Origin of the sequence: Paenibacillus sp. OAE614 (assembly GCF_040546645.1) — a bacterium.
GTDB lineage: Bacteria > Bacillota > Bacilli > Paenibacillales > Paenibacillaceae > Paenibacillus_AQ > Paenibacillus_AQ favisporus.
The window spans coordinates 3,843,142-3,863,588 of record NZ_JBEPOD010000001.1 but is presented as its reverse complement, the minus strand read 5'-3'; the positions used below and the strand labels follow the sequence as shown (position 1 = coordinate 3,863,588).

At 53.8% G+C, this 20,447-nt stretch carries 14 protein-coding genes; 10 read left to right on the top strand and 4 right to left on the bottom strand.

Annotation, left to right across the window (positions count from 1 at the left end; translation table 11 throughout):
- Positions 1-94: 94 nt before the first annotated feature.
- The 7 genes from ABIE48_RS17720 (at position 95) to ABIE48_RS17690 (ending at position 7,219) form a co-directional block, all read left to right on the top strand.
- Complete coding sequence (locus ABIE48_RS17720) at positions 95-1,030, top strand: DNA-binding transcriptional repressor DeoR (RefSeq protein WP_076171822.1); 936 nt, start codon at positions 95-97, stop codon at positions 1,028-1,030.
- A 240-nt stretch (positions 1,031-1,270) separates the two neighbouring features.
- Positions 1,271-1,939, top strand: coding sequence for a deoxyribose-phosphate aldolase (gene deoC, locus ABIE48_RS17715; RefSeq protein ID WP_145024503.1), 669 nt, complete (start codon positions 1,271-1,273; stop codon positions 1,937-1,939).
- A gap of 169 nt (positions 1,940-2,108) precedes the next feature.
- Entirely contained in the window at positions 2,109-3,287 is a 1,179-nt protein-coding gene (locus ABIE48_RS17710; RefSeq protein ID WP_192715395.1) for a NupC/NupG family nucleoside CNT transporter, read from the top strand.
- Positions 3,288-3,334: 47 nt separating this feature from the next.
- A complete protein-coding gene (gene deoB / locus ABIE48_RS17705) occupies positions 3,335-4,516 on the top strand; it encodes a phosphopentomutase (RefSeq protein WP_192715394.1) in 1,182 nt (393 codons plus the stop codon).
- Positions 4,517-4,565: 49 nt separating this feature from the next.
- Positions 4,566-5,273 carry a purine-nucleoside phosphorylase gene (gene deoD / locus ABIE48_RS17700; protein WP_076171689.1) on the top strand — a complete coding sequence of 236 codons (708 nt, stop codon included), beginning with the start codon at positions 4,566-4,568 and terminating at the stop codon, positions 5,271-5,273.
- A 63-nt stretch (positions 5,274-5,336) separates the two neighbouring features.
- Positions 5,337-6,638, top strand: coding sequence for a pyrimidine-nucleoside phosphorylase (locus tag ABIE48_RS17695; protein WP_089547764.1), 1,302 nt, complete (start codon positions 5,337-5,339; stop codon positions 6,636-6,638).
- A gap of 140 nt (positions 6,639-6,778) precedes the next feature.
- On the top strand, positions 6,779-7,219 hold the full coding sequence (locus tag ABIE48_RS17690) for a MarR family winged helix-turn-helix transcriptional regulator (protein WP_105442369.1): 441 nt from the start codon (positions 6,779-6,781) through the stop codon (positions 7,217-7,219).
- A 136-nt stretch (positions 7,220-7,355) separates the two neighbouring features.
- Here ABIE48_RS17690 and ABIE48_RS17685 read toward each other — a convergent pair whose 3' ends face one another.
- The gene (locus ABIE48_RS17685) at positions 7,356-7,676 is read right to left on the bottom strand and encodes a DUF4190 domain-containing protein (RefSeq protein WP_076171824.1); all 321 of its coding nucleotides are present in this window, start codon (positions 7,674-7,676) and stop codon (positions 7,356-7,358) included.
- 229 nt (positions 7,677-7,905) lie between these two features.
- Positions 7,906-8,781, bottom strand: a complete 876-nt coding sequence (locus ABIE48_RS17680; RefSeq protein ID WP_076171697.1) for an AraC family transcriptional regulator — start codon at positions 8,779-8,781, stop codon at positions 7,906-7,908.
- A 233-nt stretch (positions 8,782-9,014) separates the two neighbouring features.
- On the opposite strand from ABIE48_RS17680, the gene ABIE48_RS17675 reads away from it, so the two are divergent.
- The 3 genes from ABIE48_RS17675 (at position 9,015) to ABIE48_RS17665 (ending at position 11,863) form a co-directional block, all read left to right on the top strand.
- Positions 9,015-10,073: a Gfo/Idh/MocA family protein gene (locus ABIE48_RS17675; RefSeq protein WP_076171700.1), complete on the top strand. Its 1,059-nt coding sequence runs from the start codon at positions 9,015-9,017 to the stop codon at positions 10,071-10,073.
- Positions 10,070-10,927, top strand: a complete 858-nt coding sequence (locus ABIE48_RS17670; protein ID WP_145024509.1) for a sugar phosphate isomerase/epimerase family protein — start codon at positions 10,070-10,072, stop codon at positions 10,925-10,927. The genes ABIE48_RS17675 and ABIE48_RS17670 overlap by 4 nt, the downstream gene beginning before the upstream one ends.
- A gap of 63 nt (positions 10,928-10,990) precedes the next feature.
- Positions 10,991-11,863, top strand: a complete 873-nt coding sequence (locus ABIE48_RS17665; RefSeq protein WP_089547762.1) for a sugar phosphate isomerase/epimerase family protein — start codon at positions 10,991-10,993, stop codon at positions 11,861-11,863.
- A gap of 98 nt (positions 11,864-11,961) precedes the next feature.
- Here ABIE48_RS17665 and ABIE48_RS17660 read toward each other — a convergent pair whose 3' ends face one another.
- Both ABIE48_RS17660 and ABIE48_RS17655 read right to left on the bottom strand, forming a co-directional pair.
- Positions 11,962-13,638: a COG1361 family protein gene (locus ABIE48_RS17660; protein WP_192715393.1), complete on the bottom strand. Its 1,677-nt coding sequence runs from the start codon at positions 13,636-13,638 to the stop codon at positions 11,962-11,964.
- On the bottom strand, positions 13,635-20,351 hold the full coding sequence (locus ABIE48_RS17655; RefSeq protein ID WP_192715392.1) for a DUF7507 domain-containing protein: 6,717 nt from the start codon (positions 20,349-20,351) through the stop codon (positions 13,635-13,637). Before ABIE48_RS17655 ends, ABIE48_RS17660 begins: the two co-directional genes overlap by 4 nt.
- Positions 20,352-20,447 lie beyond the last annotated feature (96 nt).

Sequence of the window (20,447 nt, the reverse complement as noted above, 5' to 3'; positions counted from 1 at the left end):
ATCGACAAAAGGGTTTGGGCTTTCGGGAACAAGAGGTATAATAGGATCAGTGCAAGCCAAATCATGCGAGAGCGGGACAAGTGAGCTGAAGACGATGGACATTGAAAGACAAAGATTAGCAATTGAGGCAGCCAGACTGTATTACCAGTCCGATTACAGCCAGCAGGATATCGCCGAGCGGCTTGGCGTTTCCAGGCCGACGGTATCGAGATTGCTTCAGCATGCCAAGGAACAAGGATACGTGCGGATCGAAATTGTCGACCCTGGCGAAGATTTAAACGTACTGGGCCGGAAGCTGAAGCGCAAATACGGCTTGGATACGGTACAGGTCTGTTATTCCCCGTTAAATCAGTACGAGGAAATCAAGAAGCATATCAGTAAAAAGGCAGCCGAATTCCTCCACGAGATCGTCCAGGACAAGGATATTATCGGGGTCACTTGGGGGACCACAATGCATGCGGTCGCGCTTCAGCTTGCGCCCAAGCAGGTAAAAGGCGTCGAAGTCGTGCAGCTGAAGGGCGGTGTCAGCCATTCCCACGTCAACACCTATGCGGCGGAGACGGTGAACCTGTTTGCGGAGGCGTTCCAGACTGTAGCGAGATACCTGCCGCTGCCGGTCATCTTCGACAACATCGAGCTGAAGCGGATCGTGGAGGAAGACCGGCATATCAGCCGGATCATCGAGCTTGGCAAACAGGCGAACATTGCCGTGTTCACGGTCGGTACGGTGAAGGAAGACGCGCTGCTTTTCCGGCTGGGATATTTTAACGAGCAGGAGCAGGAGCTGCTGAAGAAGTCCGGTGCCGGAGACATCTGTTCACGTTTTTTTGATGAAACGGGCCAGATCTGCAGCGAAGAGATCAATAACCGTACAGTCGGAATCGACCTTCACGAGCTTCAAAAGAAGGAAAAGTCCATCCTGGTTGCCGGTGGAGAACGCAAGGTGGAGGCCATTCAAGCGGCCCTAGCGGGCAATTACGCGAACATTTTGATCACGGATCAGTTTACAGCGCAGGCTCTGATCTCTTAGAAAATCATTCATTTCATATCGATTGCTTTTTTAGATTTCCGTCCGGATTACATAGGGCGGATTTTTTTTGCGCACATTACGGGAGTGGGCAGAACGATTTGTGAACATAATTTCACGATCTATTTACATATGTTCAGGCCGGTGTTATGATAGTCGTGCAGCTTGAAAGAAAAGCTTTTCAATTCCAGGGAATTGGATAAATAAAAGAATAACCCATCATGAATCAAGGAGTGGATCAGAATGACAAATTTGGCGGGAATGATCGATCATACCCTGCTTAAGGCAGATGCCACCCGGGCCGAGATCAGTAAGCTGATTGACGAGGCGAAGAAGTATGAATTCGCATCAGTGTGCGTAAATCCGACCTGGGTCAAATTCGCTGCAGAACAGCTGAAGGATTCCAAAGTGAAGGTTTGTACGGTCATCGGTTTTCCTCTGGGAGCCACGACTTCGGCTGTCAAAGCATTTGAAGCGAAGGACGCGATCGCTGGCGGCGCCACGGAAGTCGACATGGTTATCAATATCGGCGCGCTGAAGGACGGCGAGGACGATCTCGTAGAAGCCGACATCAAAGCGGTGGTAGATGCGGCTGCCGGCAAGGCTCTGGTCAAAGTCATTATTGAAACCTGCCTGCTGACGGACGAAGAGAAGGAACGCGCAAGCCGCTTGGCGGTTAAGGCGGGAGCCGATTTCGTAAAAACTTCGACGGGCTTCTCCACGGGCGGTGCTACTCCGGAAGACGTTCGCTTGATGCGCCAAACGGTAGGCCCGAATATCGGCGTCAAAGCATCCGGCGGCGTACGCAGCCTCGAAGACATGAACAAAATGATCGAAGCGGGCGCAAGCCGTATCGGTGCCAGCTCTGGCGTCAAGATTATGGAGGGCGGCCAATCCTCGGCTTCCTATTAATAAGGAAGAGAAGAATCTCGCGCTGAAGTAAAGTGTACATGAAATGAACGGAAGCGGTTCACATCGGAATATGGCAAACCGGGCGGGAAGCTTCCGTTTCTATTAATACCAAGCCTGTAAGCGCTTAATAGATTTGGTTTCATAAAAAATTTCAACTGGGGAGACAGCTATGAAATATTTGATTGCGGTACTAGGGTTACTTGTTGTTTTCGCCCTGTCTTTCGTGGCCAGCAACGACAAGCGGAAGATCCGCTACCGCCCGCTGGTGATCATGATCATTCTCCAGATTATTCTGGGGTACGTTCTGCTCAACACCGTCCTTGGCACCGTGCTGATCAAAGGCTTTTCCGGTATTTTTGAAAAGCTGCTGGTCTATGCCGGAGAAGGGGTCAACTTCGTGTTCGGCGGTATCGCCAACGAAGGACAGGCGCCATTCTTCCTCGGCGTGCTGCTGCCGATCATTTTCATATCGGCACTAATCGGCATCCTGCAGTATTTTCGCATCCTGCCGTTTATTATCCGGTACATCGGCCTCGTGCTGAGCAAAGTGAACGGGATGGGCAAGCTGGAATCGTATAACGCGGTCGCTTCCGCGATCCTGGGCCAATCCGAAGTGTTCATTTCCGTGAAAAAGCAGATCGGCCTGCTGCCGAAGCACCGGCTGTACACGCTCTGCGCCTCGGCCATGTCCACCGTTTCAATGTCGATCGTAGGCGCCTATATGACGATGATCGATCCGAAATACGTGGTCACCGCGCTGGTGCTGAACCTGTTCGGCGGGTTTATTATCGCTTCGATTTTGAACCCATATGAGGTGACCAAGGAAGAAGATGAGCTTGTCGTTCAGGAAGAAGAGAAACAGTCCTTCTTCGAAATGCTGGGCGAATACATTATGGACGGCTTCAAAGTCGCCATTACGGTTGCTGCGATGCTGATCGGCTTCGTCGCACTGATCGCCCTGATCAATGGCATATTTGACGGCATCTTCGGCATTTCGTTCCAGGAACTGCTGGGCTACATCTTTGCACCGTTTGCCTTTGTTATGGGCGTTCCATGGAAGGAAGCGGTGGAAGCGGGAAGCATTATGGCCACCAAAATGGTGTCCAACGAGTTTGTTGCCATGCTGGAACTCGGCAAGCATACCGCATTGTCCGCACGCACGACAGGCATCGTGTCCGTGTTCCTCGTTTCCTTTGCGAACTTCTCATCCATCGGCATTATCGCTGGTGCGGTCAAAGGCCTGCATGAGAAGCAGGGTAACGTCGTCGCGCGTTTCGGCTTGAAGCTGCTGTACGGGGCGACGCTGGTCAGTGTCTTGTCCGCGATCATCGCCGGACTGTTTCTATAAAAGACTTGCGTCATGTATACTCAAGGATGAAGGAGTGATAGAAACTTATGCCAAACTTTAAACGTATCCACCTGATTGTTATGGACTCCGTGGGGATCGGCGAAGCGCCGGATGCCGCCCAGTTCGACGATTTTGACGTCGATACCTTCGGGCATATCGCCCGTGAGCGCGGCGGCTTGAACATGCCGAATATGGGCAAGCTCGGCCTGTCCAATATCCGCGAAATCGAAGGGATTGCCAAAGCGGACAAGCCGCTGGCGTTTTATACAAAAATGCAGGAAAAATCCGCAGGGAAAGACACGATGACCGGCCACTGGGAGATCATGGGGCTGTACATCGATACGCCGTTCCGGGTGTTCCCGGATGGCTTCCCGGACGAGTTGATTCAGCGCATCGAAGAGAAGACAGGCCGCAAAGTCATCGGCAACAAGCCGGCGAGCGGCACTGAAATTATCGACGAGCTCGGGGAAGAACATATGAAGACGGGAGCGCTTATCATCTACACCTCAGCGGATTCCGTGCTTCAAATCGCGGCTCACGAAGAGATCGTGCCGTTGAAAGAACTTTATGAAATCTGCGAATTCTGCCGGGAAATTACGCTGGACGATCCGTACATGCTGGGCCGGATTATTGCCCGTCCGTTCGTGGGCCAGCCCGGATCCTTCAAGCGTACCGCCAACCGTCATGATTATGCGCTGAAGCCGTTTGACCGTACCGTGATGAACGAGCTGAAGGATGCGAATTTCGCTGTGATCGCGATCGGCAAAATTTCCGACATTTATGACGGGGAAGGCGTCACCAAAGCGATCCGCACAACGTCCAACATGGACGGTATGGACAAGATCATCGGTGTTATGGACGAGGACTTTACAGGACTCAGCTTCCTGAATCTGGTGGACTTTGATGCGCTGTACGGCCACCGCCGCGATCCGCAAGGATACGGGCAAGCCTTGGAAGAGTACGATGCGCGACTGCCGGAAATGTTTGCCAAAATGACGGATGATGACCTTCTGATCATCACAGCGGACCACGGCAACGATCCGACATACCGCGGCACAGATCATACGCGTGAATACGTACCGCTGCTAGTATACTCGCCGCGCTTCACCAATGGAGGCAGTGAGCTTTCGCTGCGGAAGACGTTTGCCGATCTCGGTGCGACCGTGGCCGAGAACTTTGGCGTCACGATGCCGAAATACGGCACCAGCTTCCTGGGAGACCTGAAGTAGCACGATTTTACAGTATACATCAATCCATGACCTATGGGGAGGAAAAGAAATGAGCACTCATATTGGAGCCAAGGCAGGAGAAATCGCAGAAACGATCCTTTTACCGGGGGATCCGCTGCGGGCCAAATTCATCGCGGAAACGTATTTGCAGGATGTGCAATGCTACAACGAAGTGAGAGGCATGCTCGGTTTTACAGGCACGTACAAAGGGCAGCGTATTTCCGTGCAGGGAACCGGCATGGGAATTCCGTCGATCAGCATATACGTCAATGAACTGATCCGCGAGTACGGCGTCAAAAATTTGATGCGCGTCGGCACGTGCGGCAGCATGCAGGAGCATGTACATGTGCGTGACGTCATTCTTGCGCAGGCTTCCTGCACCGATTCCGGCGCCAACCGCCACCAATTCGGAGGATACGATTTTTCGCCGATCGCAAGCTTTAACCTGCTGAAATCCGCGTACGATAAAGGGATTGAAAAGGGCTTGAAGCTGCATGTGGGCAACGTATTCAGCTCCGACATCTTCTATCGTGACGATAAATCAATCGTTGAGAAGCTGATGGAGCACGGCGTTCTGGCAGTTGAAATGGAAACGACGGCCCTGTACACGCTGGCAGCCAAGTTTGGCGTCAATGCATTGACCCTGCTGACCGTTAGCGACCACCTTCTGACCGGTGAAGAAACGAGTGCCGAGGAGCGCCAAACCACTTTTAACGACATGATGGAAGTGGCTTTGGAAACGGCGATCGGACTGTAAAGGCAGCATTCTTTCATCCCATTCACAGACTAACAATCCCATGGAAAGCGAGGCAGACATCCGATGAGAATGGTTGACTTGATTGAGAAGAAACGGGACGGCGGCGAGCTGTCCACGGAAGAGATTAATTTCATTATTGATGGATATACCAAAGGGGATATCCCCGATTACCAAATGAGCGCGTGGGCCATGGCTGTGTTTTTCCAGAACATGACGCAGCGCGAGCGCGCCGATCTCACCATGGCTATGGTGAATTCCGGCGACACGATTGACCTGTCCGCCATCGAAGGCGTCAAGGTCGACAAGCACTCCACCGGCGGTGTGGGCGATACGACGACGCTGGTGTTGGCACCGCTCGTGGCGGCGCTGGACATTCCGGTGGCTAAGATGTCGGGCCGCGGTCTGGGCCATACCGGCGGTACGATCGACAAGCTGGAGGCGATTGAAGGCTTCCACGTGGAGATCGACCGCGAAGAATTTGTTCGCCTGGTGAATCAGGACAAAATCGCCGTCATCGGGCAGACCGGCAACCTGACGCCGGCCGACAAGAAGCTGTACGCGCTGCGCGACGTGACCGGCACAGTCAACTCGATTCCGCTGATCGCTTCCTCGATCATGAGCAAAAAAATAGCCGCAGGCTCAGACGCTATCGTGCTCGACGTTAAGACGGGAGCCGGGGCTTTCATGAAAACGGTGGACGATGCCAAGGAACTGGCTCACGCCATGGTCAGCATCGGCAACAACGTCGGCCGCAAAACGATGGCCGTCATCTCCGACATGAGCCAGCCGCTTGGCCTCGCGATCGGCAATGCGCTCGAAGTAAAGGAAGCCATTGATACGCTGCAGGGCAAAGGACCAAAAGATCTCGAAGAGCTCTGCCTCGCCCTGGGCCGCCAAATGGTATTCCTGGCGAACAAAGCAAGCTCCCTGGAAGAAGCCGAAGAGAAGCTGAAGGAAGTTATCAAGAACGGCAAAGCGCTGGAGAAATTCAAGGAGTTCATCAAGAACCAGGGCGGTAACCCGGATGTCGTCGACCATCCAGAGAATCTCCCGCAGGCCAAATACCAGATCGAAGTACCGGCGAAGGAAGACGGCGTAGTCGCCGAAATCGTCGCCGACGAGATCGGTACGGCCGCCATGTGGCTGGGTGCCGGCCGCGCGACCAAGGAATCCGAGATCGATCTGGCCGTCGGCCTGATGCTGAACAAGAAGATCGGGGATTCCGTGAAGAAGGGTGAGTCGCTCGTCACGATCCATGCGAACCGCGAAAACGTGGACGACGTCATCGGCAAAATTTACGAAAATATCCGAATCTCCGATCATGCCGAAGCGCCAACACTGGTGTACGGCATCATCACAGAATAGGCCCTACAGGCTGGAGCCTGGAACTTGCAGAAGTTCCAGGCTTTTTATATTGCTTCGGGTTCATTGACCAAGCTGTTAAATCAAGGTATACTTCAGCATATGTAGTTGATTAGTAAACAATTATTTCGAGGTGAAGAGTATTGGAGCAGACAGGCAGTGTTTCCAGGTGGATATCGGTGCTGCACCGCCAGTTTCAAATCTATTTGAATCGGGAATTGAAGGAGCATGACATTAATTCGTCGGAGTACATTTTCCTGGTCAACTTGTATATCGAGGACGGGGTATCGCAGGAGAAGCTGTCGGCCAACCTGTTTATCAACAAAGCGGCGACAGCACGGGCCATCAGCAGGCTGGAGGCGCTCGGTTATGTTAAGCGGATACGGGATCCTCAGGACAGCCGGGCATATTTGGTGACCCTGACGGAGAAAGGGCTGGAGAAGCGGAAGTTTATCAGGTCGAAGCTGAAGGCGTGGACGGATATCATTTCGAGCGGCCTGACCTCCGAGGAGACCGATGACATGATCCGCAAATTAAAGATCATGTCCGCCAATGCGGTCGCGGAGACGAAGGGATTGACATAAATCAGCTGGCCGAGCAACGCAGCGCTCGGTCCGTGGAACGCCCAACTGCGCAGAAAACGCACTAAATTTTTAAAACAGAAAAAGGAATGGGCTACGGGATGCCTCATTCCTTTTTGTGTACCCGTTTGGACGGGAGTTATGCCGTTTTTACTCTTGGTACGGTGGACATCACGTCATATAAAGTGGACGAGTCGATATCCGATCCGAAGAACGCGACCGCGAGCACGACGAAGAGCAGAATCAGGCCCCATAGGAGCACGCCGATAATACCGCACACGAGCCCGGCAATCGCCATGCCTTTTCCTTGTTCATACCCCCGTTTGAGTTCCTTAAAAGAAAGGGCGGCAAAGATGATCGCCAGAATCCCCAGGATAAATCCTATGTACAAAATCATTACGCTTAGGATGCCGAGCACCATTGAGGCAATGGCTTTGCCGTTCGTCTTGGGCGGCGTCATTGGCGGCTGCGGCTGAAAATGTTGATACGGGTCTGGTGAATGTGGATCCAACTGTGATTTCCTCCTCCTGCATTTGGCAGAACGCTTTATGTTTATATATTCTGCTTAACATGTCTATTATCACTTAGCCGGCCCTATTTGTCGATATTTTTTCGGTCATCATTCCCAGATTTGACGTACTATTACCTGTTCAATCCGATCAGAGGAACCATCAAGAAACCAGTGCTTTCTATACGCTGAAGCTCTTCCGGAGCTCCGAGGGGGATACATGCTTGTATTTTTTGAAGGCCCGGCTGAAATAATAGATGTCCTTGAAGCCGGAAGACAAGGCAATCTCCGAAATGTTCATTCTGGAGTTGCGCAGCAGGTATTCGGATTTGTTGATCCTAAGCGTATTGACGTATTCGGTTACCGTCCGCGCCGTAAGCTCCTTGAACAGGCGGCTGAAATGAAAACGGCTGAGGCCGGCCAGCCCGGCCAGCAGATCGACGGACAGTTCTTCTTGGTAATGCTCCTCAATATATTGAAAAATAGGGGTAAACCGCTCCAAATTTTTCAGCCTGTACAGGCTCTCTTCCGGAGAAAGCGTATCTTTGCCGTAGCGGCGCAGCAGTATGGCGAGCAGACGGTATAGATAGGATTTGATCGACAGCTCATAGCCGAGTTCCCGTTCGTCCATTTCCCGGATCAGGGATGTGGCGCACTCGGTGATTTCCGGATCACCGGAAATTTTGCTTGCGAACATAATCTGGTTCTGCGTTATCGGCGTAATAAACTTCGTTTCGACAGCGTCCGGTGTCTGGCTCTGCAGCAGCTTGATATCGACGATCATCGCATAATAGACCAAATCATCGGACAGGCATACCCCGTAATGCAGGTCGTTGCTGTTCACGACCACCATCTCACCCGCTTGAACTTCATAAGGAACCGAGTTCAGCTCGATGAGCGCGGAGCCTTTGGTAAAATACAGAAACTCCATATGATTGTGCCAATGGTGGGTAAACAGCGTTTTCCCGTATTCCTTGGCGGTACAATAATGGATCTTCATCGGAAAAAAACGGTCGGGCATATCCATCGGCTCCAGCAGAGCAAGGGGTCTATCCATCCAAGTCACCTCAAAATCGCACAATAAGATAAATTATTAGCATAGCTCTTCATGGCAGTTCCGCCTGTTCTTATTATAATTCAATATATATAGGTTGAACTAATCTTTTTACACCTTAATGGCCTGATCGTGCTTGCCTTTTTATGGGTGACATTCACGCGCAGGAAGGGCTTCACGGGTTCAATCTACATTTGGAAGCCAAATGCGAGAACCAAAAGGAGAGTTGAAAACGCATGGATAAAGTAAGAGTAGCTGTAATCGGAGCAGGGTCCATTTCGGAGTCCCATTTGAACTCGTATCAAAACAACCCGGAGGCAGAGATCGTGGCGATCTGCGATTTGAACGGGGAAAGAGCCAAGGCCGCTGCCCAGAAATACGGAGCTCAGAAAACATATACCGACTATCATGAACTGCTGGCTGACCCTGAAGTCGATGCCGTGAGCATCTGTACATGGAACAACCAGCATGCCGAAATCAGCATTGCGGCCGCCAAAGCGGGCAAGCATGTCCTGGTGGAAAAGCCGCTGTGCAGAACGGTTGAGGAAGCGCTTCAGATCCAGGAAGCCGCGCATGCCGGCGGAAAGGTGTTCCAAGTGGGCTATGTGCGCCGCTTTGACCCGAACGTCGCAGTGCTGCAGAGCTTTATGGAGAGCGGCGAAATCGGTGAGCTGTACTACGCCAAAGCCTCGCTCCTACGCCGTGTGGGCAATCCGGGCGGCTGGTTCGCCGACAAGGAGCGTTCCGGCGGCGGGCCGCTGATCGACATCGGCGTGCATGCGATTGACCTGTGCTGGTATATGATGGGCAAGCCGAAAGTGAAATCGGTGTCCGGCAACGTATACCACAAGCTGGGCAACCGCAGCCATGTGAAGAACTATTCTTTTTACAAAGCGGCCGACTACGACGCCAGCAAAAACACCGTAGAAGATATGGCGAACGCCTTGATCCGTTTTGAGAACGGCGCGTCGCTGCTCGTGGACGTAAGCTTTTCCCTGCATGCGAAGCAGGATGAAGCGGCGATCAAGCTGTTTGGTACAAACGGCGGCTTCGAAATCGATCCGGCTCTGGTCATCGTCACGGAGAAAAACGATACGATCCTGAACATCGAGCCGCAGGTGGACCATAAAGGCTTTAACTTTGCCGCCGCGTTCCAGAACGAAATCAATCATTTTATCGAAAATATTAAAAACGGCACGGAGCCGATCGCCACGGTCGACGACGGCGTGGAAATGATGAAGATTCTGAACGGCATTTACGAATCCTCTGAGAAGGGAGTCGAAATTCAGCTATGAAAATCGGAGTAAGCACATACAGCCTGTACCGTCCGATTCAATCGGGTGAAATCACGGTTCTGGGCGCGATCGAGAAAATCGCCGAGATGGGCGGAGAACACGTGGAAATCGTTCCGATCGGATACACCTTGACCGGGAACCCGGAGCTGGTGGATCAGATCGTGGCCAAGGCGAAGGAAGTCGGAATCGACGTATCCAACTATGCGATCGGCGCTAACTTCGCTGTGGACACCGAGGAGGCTTACCGTAAGGAAATCGAGCGCGTCAAAGGAGAAGTGGACATCGCCGCACGCCTTGGCGTGAAGCTGATGCGCCATGACGTAGCCAGCCGCCAAGACACATCCATCAAACAGTTCAACCAGGAGGTTGGACGTCTGGCGGAGGCATGCCGCGAAATCGCTGATTATGCGGCGCAGTATGGCATTACGACAAGTGTGGAAAACCACGGCTATTATATTCAGGCAAGCGACCGTGTGCAGACGCTGGTTCAAGCCGTAGACCGGCCGAACTTCCGGACGACGCTGGACGTGGGCAATTTTATGTGCGCGGACGAAGATCCGGTGGCCGCCGTCAAGAACAACATTCCTTATGCTTCCATGGTGCACATCAAGGACTTTTATTTGCGGCCTGCCGCCCTTAATCCGGGTGACGGATGGTTCCGCACGGCCAGCGGGAATTTCCTGAGAGGCGCCATTGCGGGGCACGGAGACATCAACCTGCGCGAATCGATTCGGATCATCAAGGAATCCGGATTTGACGGGTATTTCTCGATCGAGTTTGAAGGAATGGAAGACAGCTGTCAGGGGACAAAAATCGGCCTGGAGAACGTCAAACGCTTCTGGAACGAGGTATAGGCCGGGAATCAAAGCAGCCAATCTTTTAAAAGATTCAGCATAAACAAGGGAGAGGTGACTGGAATGAACAATAAAATCGGCGTTATTGTCGACAGCTTCCGGGTCGGGGTCCGGGAAGGACTGGCCAAGGCGAAGAAGGTAGGAGCGGACGGCGTTCAGATCTATGCCGTGAGCGGTGAAATGGACCCGGCTAACCTGTCTGCGGCGCAGCGCAAGGAACTGAAGAGCTATATCGAGTCCCTGGGACTGGAAATTTCGGCGCTGGTGGGCGACCTCGGCGGTTACGGTTTCCAGGATAAGACGGTCAACGCGGAGAAAATCGAGAAGTCCAAGCGGATTCTCGATCTGGCGGTAGAGCTCGGAACCAGCGTAGTAACGACGCATATCGGACTTGTACCGGAGGACAAGAACAGCGAAATCTACCAAACGATGCACGATGCATGCGAGGAACTGGCTTCTTATGCCACCAGCATGAACGCTTTCTTTGCGATCGAAACGGGCCCTGAGCCTTCCGCACGACTGAAGGATTTCCTCGACGGGCTTGGCTCGAAGGGCGTATCCGTCAACTTCGACCCGGCAAACATGGTCATGGTTACCGGCGATGATCCGGCTGAAGGGGTGCACAACCTGAAGGATTACATCGTACATACCCACGCCAAAGACGGTATCCGTCTGAAAGAAGTACCTGCCTATTACATCTATGAAACACTTGGCTTCGAGCCGCCGGCCAACGAGAACAATACTTTTGTTCCCGGGGAAGGGCAGTATTTCCGCGAAGTGCCGCTTGGCGAAGGCAGCGTGAACTGGCAGAGCTATTTGCAGGCGCTGAAAGATATCGGCTATCAAGGATACTTGACCATTGAGCGCGAGGTCGGGGAGGATCCGGAGGCGGACATTTCCAAAGCGGTGCAATTTTTGAAGCAGTTCCGGGGATAATCAGCCACTTGGCAATGTATGAACCACTCCTCGAAAAATGAACGGATGACAAAACAGCGAATGCGATCGATAGGATCGGCATTCGCTGTTTTTTGCTTTTATTCATCTTCTGTGTTGACGGCAATGCTGATCGTTTCGGATACCCATTCCCGTTCATAGACGCATCCGTCGACTTCCGCCAGGGTCCGGAACAGAAAATAGCTGTTTATTTCCTCAAGCTGTCCGTCCACCGGATCGGGAACCTTGGCTGTATACCTGAACGTCAGTGAACCGCCAGGGTCCATGGAGCCCAACAGGACATCCTGGGGAGGATTAACCGCTTTGCCGTTTACGATCACGGTGCCTGCCTGTAATAGAATGGGATCCTGCATCCAGCCGATGAGAACCACGGACGCTCCTAAGCTTCCACTGTTAAAAAGTTTGACGGTAATCAGCAGTTCATCCCCTGGCTCAAGTACGTAATGGGCGGCATGAGCCGTTGCGGTCAGGCTGGGGGCAAGCAGCTCAACCATGGCCGTTTCGGGTGAGGTGCGCTGGCGGACGATCCGGCCGTCGGGCAGGTGGAAGGCGTAAGATACGGTTGCTTCGTTTGGTACGCGCAGCGGGGCTGCAGACGGTATAAACGGGTCAACGCTTGCTTCATAAGTGATGCTTACTTGCTGCCCCGGAGAAAGGGTCCCTAGGAAAAGCCCATCCATCAATGGTGATCCTTCCAAGTTTTGACCATTTAGCCGGACACTGCCCGGAACGAGGGATAATCCCTGGGGAAACGCATCCTGCAGCGTTGCATCTACCGCTTGGCTGCTCGTATTTTGCACCGTACATTCGTAACCGATCATACAGCCGATGGTTGCCCGGTTTCTGTTTGACTTCTTGCTGAGACTGACTTCAGGGTCGATCACGTTCACTTGAAGCTCATTGGCCATGGCCTTATACTCAATCCCATCAATGTAATACTTCAAGCAGCTTTGGATGACCACGGAATCGGTGTCCACCTTCCCGACTCTTAAGCTGACCCTGATGCGGATGGAAGCGCCGGGAGCGATTGTCCCGATCGGAATTCCATTTTCGGGCTGCACGTCCGGGTACAGGACGCCATTGATGACGACACTGCCCTGTACAAATGTTAATCCCGGTGGGAGCGTAATAAAGATCACCGCTTGGGATAGCGGTACACTCCCTTGATTCGTCACCAGAAGTTCGTAGAACAGTATATCCCCGATAAACGTTTGGAAGGTGCTGATGTCGGCGATTAGCGATACGGAAGAAGGTAGCACGGACAGCGTCACCGGGTTGGAGGCGATGGAGCCGCGTACCGTTCTTCCCCCGAGGGATTGGAACGAGTACTCAGCACGTCCTTCATTGGTGATTTGCAGCGATGGGGGGATCGCCACCACGATCGCCTGAAACACAACATACACCGAAGCATCAGGCACCAGGATGCCGAGATCGATACCTGAACCGGGTTGAGCCCCCGGGACGGGGGCGCCGTTCTTCAAGACACTATTCGGAATAAACGACAAACCGGCTGGCAGCGGATCGTACAATATCAAGCCGGCTTCGCGATTGCCATCATTGCGTATTGAAAAGCTGTAGGTCACCATTTGATTCAGCGAAACGACGCTATTTTGGACAAAGTTGCTGAACTTCAGCAGTGGGCCGATCCATGGCGTATCGACGGTATTGGAGTAGGCTACCGACTCGGCTCCACCAACGCTAAAGCGGACCATGGTTTGATTTTTTAAAATAAAATCAGATGTCAGCCCGGACTTCATAGGGTCGTCACCTGTACCTGGAACGTCACGATCACGGTGTCTCCAGCCCCGATGATGCCGACTGTAATGCCTGTATTCGGATTGGCGGTCGGTCTAGGCGTTCCGGCGACCGTAACACTGCCTGGTACAAACGCCGAACCTGTCGGTACCGGGTCAACAAGCACAACGCTGTTGACGGCTTCGATTCCGTTATTTGTGACGGCAATAGAGTACGTAATGATGTCTCCGACGACCGCGTCAACGGACGGTGTGCTTTTGACGACGGAAACGTCAGGCGACGAGACCGGAATCGTCAGCACGTTGGATAGGGAAGTTCCGGTAACGACCACCCCGTCCGGACGCGTAAAGGAGAAGTTTACGGTTGCCTGGTTCACGAGCTGCTGCGGGTTTGGCAGGGTATCCACCGTCACTTCCATGGTAACGGTCACTTGGACGGTCTGGCCAGGATTGATTGTGCCGACGGAGAATCCGGTTGACGGGTCCGCACCTGGCAGCGGCACGCCGTTTACCTGAATACTGTTAGGGACAAAGACAGCTCCGTTAGGAACAGGGTCGGTTAATGTTCCTGTCGCCGCAATGTTGCCTGTATTCGTCAGCGTTACCGTGTAGACGATCGTATCTCCAACCGTGGCGTTCGTCGTATTGGCCGTTTTGTTGGCACTGATAATTGCCTGATAGACAGGGACGGACGTAACGTTGGAGAACGCGGTGCCGGTGAATGCGCCAGAGTTGAATGTTACGGACGATTGGTTGGACAGGTTGCCGTCGTCAGGGATGGACAGGACGGTTACGTTAAACGTCACGGTTACTACTGCACCAGGGGCGATCGTACCCAGCTGAATGCCAGCCGCCGGATTGGCCGAGGGCTGGGCAGTTCCGTTAACCGTTACGCTGCCCGTTACAAACTGGCTCCCTGCGGCGATCATATCCGAGAAGACCGCATTGGTGACATTTTCAATTCCATTGTTGGTTACAGTGATGGTATAAGGAACCACCGTGCCCACCGAAGCTTCAGCAGCACCGGAAGCTTTGACGACGGCGACGTTTGGCGCAGACACCGGAATCGACAGCGTATTGGAGGCAAAGGAGCCATTGATGACCCGGGAGTCCGGGAGTGTGAAGGTAAAGGCTGCGGTCGCTTGGTTGGTCAGCTGCTGGGTTGGCGGTACCGCATCAATGACTGCCGAGAACGTAACGACCGCTCCTGTCACGATAACACCAAGGGGAATTCCCGCGGCCGGATCGGCTCCCGGCACCGGCTGGCCGTTAAGAATTACGCTGTTTGGCACAAAAGTCGTTCCGGCAGGAAGTGTGTCCGTTAAGGTGACAGCCGCGCCGAAATTGCCTGCATTGTTCATGCTAACGGTAAATACGACCGTATCGCCGACGGTTGCGTTGGTCGTGTTGGCGTTTTTTTGCGCGGTGAAGATCGGCTCAAATACCGGGGTAGTAACGGTATTGGAGAAGGTGACCCCAGAAAAGGTACCCGACGTAAAGCTGACCGAAGACGTGTTTGCAAGCTGCGCAGGCGTTGGCAGCGAGGTCACCGTGATATTAAAAGACACGGTAACCGTGGCCCCCGGGGCAATCGTGCCGATGATGATGCCTGTGGCCGGATTGGCTGCAGGCCGGGGGGCACCGTCGACCGTGACGGAACCGGGCACTAAGGCGGCGCCAGGCGGGATCGGATCGGTGAACAGGACGCTGCTGACCGTTTCAATACCGTTGTTCGTGATTGTCGTTGTGTAAGTCGCCGTATCGCCGACTGTCAGCGCGGTTGACGGCGTGCTTTTAACGACCGTAACGTTGGGAGCGGATACTGGGATAGTCAATATATTGGATACGGCTGTCCGGGTAATGGATCTGCCATCCGAGAGAATAAAGTTTCCTGAAACGGCGCCCTGGTTTACGAGCTGCTGCGGGGAAGGCAGTGAAGTAATATTCACCGAAAACACGGCTGTCGCCGTCTGTCCCGGATTGACGACGCCGACAGGTATGCCGGTGTCAGGACTTGCCCCAGCAACTGGTGCCCCGTTAACCAGAACGCTGTTCGCAACAAATATAGTCCCTGACGGGATGTTGTCCGTTAATGTGATTTGAGCGGGATAATTTCCCGTGTTTCCGATCGAGAACGTATACGAGACGGTATCGCCTACAGTGGCATTTGCGGTACTTGCCGTCTTGGCTACAGTTGGCACGGCGTTGAATACCGGAGTGGTCACGCTGTTCGAGTTGGCAAGTCCCGAGAAGGTCCCGGACGTAAACGTTACAGTTGCCTGATTGCTTATGATCCCGCTGACGGGAACGGAATTTACGGTGATGCTGAAATTTACTGTGACGGAGGCGCCGGGATCTATCGGTCCGAGCGAGATGCCTGCGGACGGATTCGCTGTTGGGGCAGACGCGCCGTTAATCGTCACACTGCCGGTCACGAATGATGTGCCCGCCGGAACACTGTCGGTAAACTGGACGTTGTTGACCGTCTCGATCCCTTGGTTGGTGACTGCTACAGAATAGACGATGGTATCCCCAACGGTCGTCGAAGTCGTGGTCGTCGTTTTGACCACGCTCACGTTCGGGGAGGATACGGGAATCGTAACGGTGTTGGATAATGCGGAGCCAGTCAGCGTCCGGCCGTCAGGCGGCGTATACGTAAAATTGGCCGTCGCCTGGTTCGTGATGAATTGCGGGCTCGGCAGCGAGTTGATCACCACCACAAAAGTCACAACTGTGCTTGCTCCGGGCGCGAGAGTCCCTAGATCGATGCCGGCTGCCGGGGATGCGCCCGGTATTGGAAAGCCGTTGACGATGACGCTGTTGGGAGTAAACGTAGTCGAAGCCGGAATCGTATCCGTCAGCGTAACGGCTGCTCCGAGATTGCCGCTATTACTGACCGTTACCGTGTAAGTAACGGAATCACCGACGGTGGCATTGCTCGTATTGGCACTTTTGGTCACAGCGATTTGCGGTTGTATGACAGGCGTCGTCGTCATGTTCGAAGACGCGGTTCCTGAGAACGTGCCAGATGTAAAGCTTACGGTTGACTGGTTGTTGATTTGCGATGGAATCGGCATGGTTATCCTCACCTCAAAAGTTACGGTAGCCGCAGCACCAGGGGCCAGGGTACCGATTGAAATGCCCTCGGACGGAACTGCTGACGGGCGCGAGGTACCGTTAACAATTACGCTTTGAGGAATAAACGAAGCGTTTGAAGGGACATTGTCGATCAGGTTGACGTTGTTGACATTGGACGTCCCGTTATTCGTGACCGTGCTTGAAAAAGTCAGGACATCTCCAACGACAACATTCGGCCTCGAGGCTGTTTTGACAATGCTAACGTTCGGAAGCGCTACAGGAATCGTTACCGTATTGGACGCTGCAGATCCCGTAACTTGCCTGCTGCCCGGTAATGTATAGGTATAGGATGCCGCCGCCTGATCCGTAAGCTGTCTCGAAGTGGGCAGGGAAGTAATCGTAACAACAAAGCTGACCGTTACCGCAGTGCTTGCCACGAGAGAACCCAGAGGAATTCCGGTCACGGGACTAACGCCTGGAACGGGATTGCCGTTAATGAGCACGCTGTTTTCAATAAATAAGGAGCCAGGCGGAATGTTATCGGTCAGCGTGACGGCAGCAGCCGTGTTGCCGGTATTACTTACTTGAAACTGGTAGGAAAACGTGTCACCGACCGTGGCGTTTAGCGTACTGGCCGATTTTACGATGTTGATGACCGCCAAGAAGACGGGGATCACCAGCGTGTTGGACAGGGAGGTACCGCCAAAGGTGCCGGACGTAAAAGCGACGCTGGCCCGGTTACTCAGCTGCCCTGTGCCTGTCAGGGAATTGACGCGGACTTGGAACGTTACGACGGCAGCGGCCCCTGCACCCAAAGATCCGACGGACACGCCGCTCGCGGGATTTCCGCCGGGAACCGGGGTTCCGCCTACCGTCACGCTCCCGCTGATCAACGATGTCCCCTCTGGGATCGGGTCCGATACGATGACATTGCTCACAGGCCCGATCCCGTTATTGGTCGCTGTAATGGTGTAGGTTATAACGTCCGATACGGTCGCTGCCGACGTGTTGGCGCTTTTGACCACCGTCACGTTTGGCGCCGAGGCTGGTATCGTCAGCGTGTTGGAGGTTGCCGATCCCGACAGGCTGCGCCCGCTTGGCAGCTGGTAGTTAAAACTGGCTGCTGCCGTATTGACCAGCGACGGCGGAGAAGGGACCGAGTTCAGCACGACCTGGAAAGTGACGGTAACGGAGCCCCCGGCTGTAACAGTCCCTGCGTTTATGCCTCCGGTTGGAGTGGCTCCTGGCACAACTGTTCCTCCAACCGTAACCGAGTTCGCTACGAAGCTTGTTCCTGAAGGAATGTTATCGGTCAGTGTAACCTGGGCTGCCCGGTTCCCGCTGTTCCGGACCAAAAGCGTGTACGTAATGGTGTCGCCGACCGTGGCGTTCGAGGTCGAGGCGCTCTTGGCAATCGTGATGACCGGCTGATAGACGGGGGTCGCTATCGTGTTCGACACCGAAGTCCCTTGAAAGGCACCCGAGCTGTAGGACACGGTCGATTGGTTCGATAAGGACCCGGATGCAGGAACAGATTGAACGGCCACCTGAAAAGTTACCGTAACGGAGCTTCCTGCTGCCAGAGTTCCCAGGGATACGCCGCTGGCGGGATTAGCTGATGTCACCGCTGTGCCGCCGACGGTTACACTGCCGGGTACGAAGGCGGCACCGGAAGGGATGGCATCGGTGAATACGGCATTCGTCACGGCTTCTGTACCGTTATTGGCTACTGCAGACGTATAGGTCAACGTCTCTCCTACAGCAATATCCGAGAAATTAGCGCTCTTCGTAACCGTAATATTCGGCAGGGTTACCGGGAGAGTGAGCGTGTTCGACGATAAAGAACCCGATATCGTTCTTCCCGCTGAAGGCGTGAACGTATATGCAGCAACGGCCTGGTCGACAAACTGCGGTGGAGAGGGCAGAGAGTTCACCTGTACCCGAAACGTTACCGTCGCAGATGATCCTGCACCAATACTGCCAATCGCAACGCCTGCCGCCGGATTCGCCCCTGCAATGACCGTTCCGTTAACCGTGAACGTGCCGGTAACGAAAGAACTGCCTGTCGGGATGTTGTCGGTTAACGTGACATTTGCGGCGATATTTCCGGAATTGGCCACCAAAATGGTGTATGTAACGCTGGAGCCTACCGTCGCATTGGTCCGGTTGGAGCTTTTGGTCAGCGAAAAGGCCGGCGATACGACGGTAACCGTGACCGCATTCGATGGAATTACGCCGGTAATTGTCGACCCGCCGGCAACGCTTTGGAAGGAAAAGGATGCATTCGCTGTGTTGACTAGCTGGTTGGAGGATGGTTGTGCCGTTACCGTTGCTCGATAAGTGACCGTTGCTGAAGTGCCAAAGTTTAACGCTCCTAGCGGTGCTCCAGCAACAATATCGTATGTCGGGCGGGGGATACCCCCAACCGTTACACTGCCGCTGACGAAGCTCAGTCCCGCAGGCAGTGCATCCGAGAGGACAACGCTGTTGGCATTGGCAGTACCTGTATTGCTTACCGTCACCGTATACGTGATGACATCGCCGACAACGGCAGTCGTTGTGCTGGAGCTCATGGCTACGGTGATAGCCGGCGCGTTGATGTCCACTTGAATCGCATTCGCGTTTACCGCATAGGCATCCCCCGAGGTTGTAAGGATCAGTACCGCTGAAGATTGGTTGTTGACAAGTCGGGAGGAGACGTCGACATTCGTGATATCCCAGCCCTGACGGCCCCCAATGATGTTGCTTCCGGGCGCTCCGTTGGTCTGATTGCGGGTCCCGAACGTCCCGGTCGTATTCAATTGGCCGGCATCGTTGTTAATCTGGGATGCGAAAAAGTTGTTGGCAAAGTTGTTTGGGCCCGACAAGGCGGAAGCCGTGTTAGATGTCGGGCCGAACAACGCCTGATCTCCGGTCCGGTTGGCATCGCCTTCCTGGGCACTGAACAGCGCTCTGCCCCCCAGCGCGCCCGAAACCGGGGTAGCAAACCCCGTCAGGGTCGTCGTAACCGGGTCGGAGTTAGCCTGAACTAGGACGGCGCCCGCACGGATCGACATGTTCCGGAAGGGAAGGGAGGGATTCTGGTATATGACGCCCAGCGTCCATCCGGCGTGATTTCCTGTAGGATCGTTAGCGATGACGATGGTTCCCACAACGCCGCCGGTTGTATAAGTACCTGCACTTCCTTGCTGAACCAGCGATGTAACATTCGCGGACCGGACGTACGCTGTCATTCCGTTTCCGAAATCTATGGAATTGGCGGTTGCCGGATCGGGAGTAACGCTGCTCGTGCCTGCCGGCGTAATAAACGTAACGGGATTGTTAATTGAGCTGCTGAGATTAACGCTGCCTGAAATAATGTAAGATCCGCCCCAGATCAGTTCGGCATATAAAACCGTACTTCCAGTGGGAAGGGATAATGCAGCCGAAGAGCTGTTGCTCTGAAAAGTGTTCGTCGTTCCTGCCGGATAGCTTCCAAAAACCGAGCTGGTGTTGGTCGTCGCAAACGCGCCAATACTGTCGAGCGTTCCCGGAACACCTGTCGTGTCCGATCGGCTGAGCCCGAGGGTATTCCCGGTAAACGTGATCGCTCCCGTAGCATTGAAAGTTGCTCTAACGATTAGAGGAATATGGATCACCCCCTTTGTGTCAAATCCGGAAGAGACGAAAGAAAGGACCTGAATAACAGGATGGCACAATTCAAGGTATGAAGAATGAACCGGGGGTATGTGAAA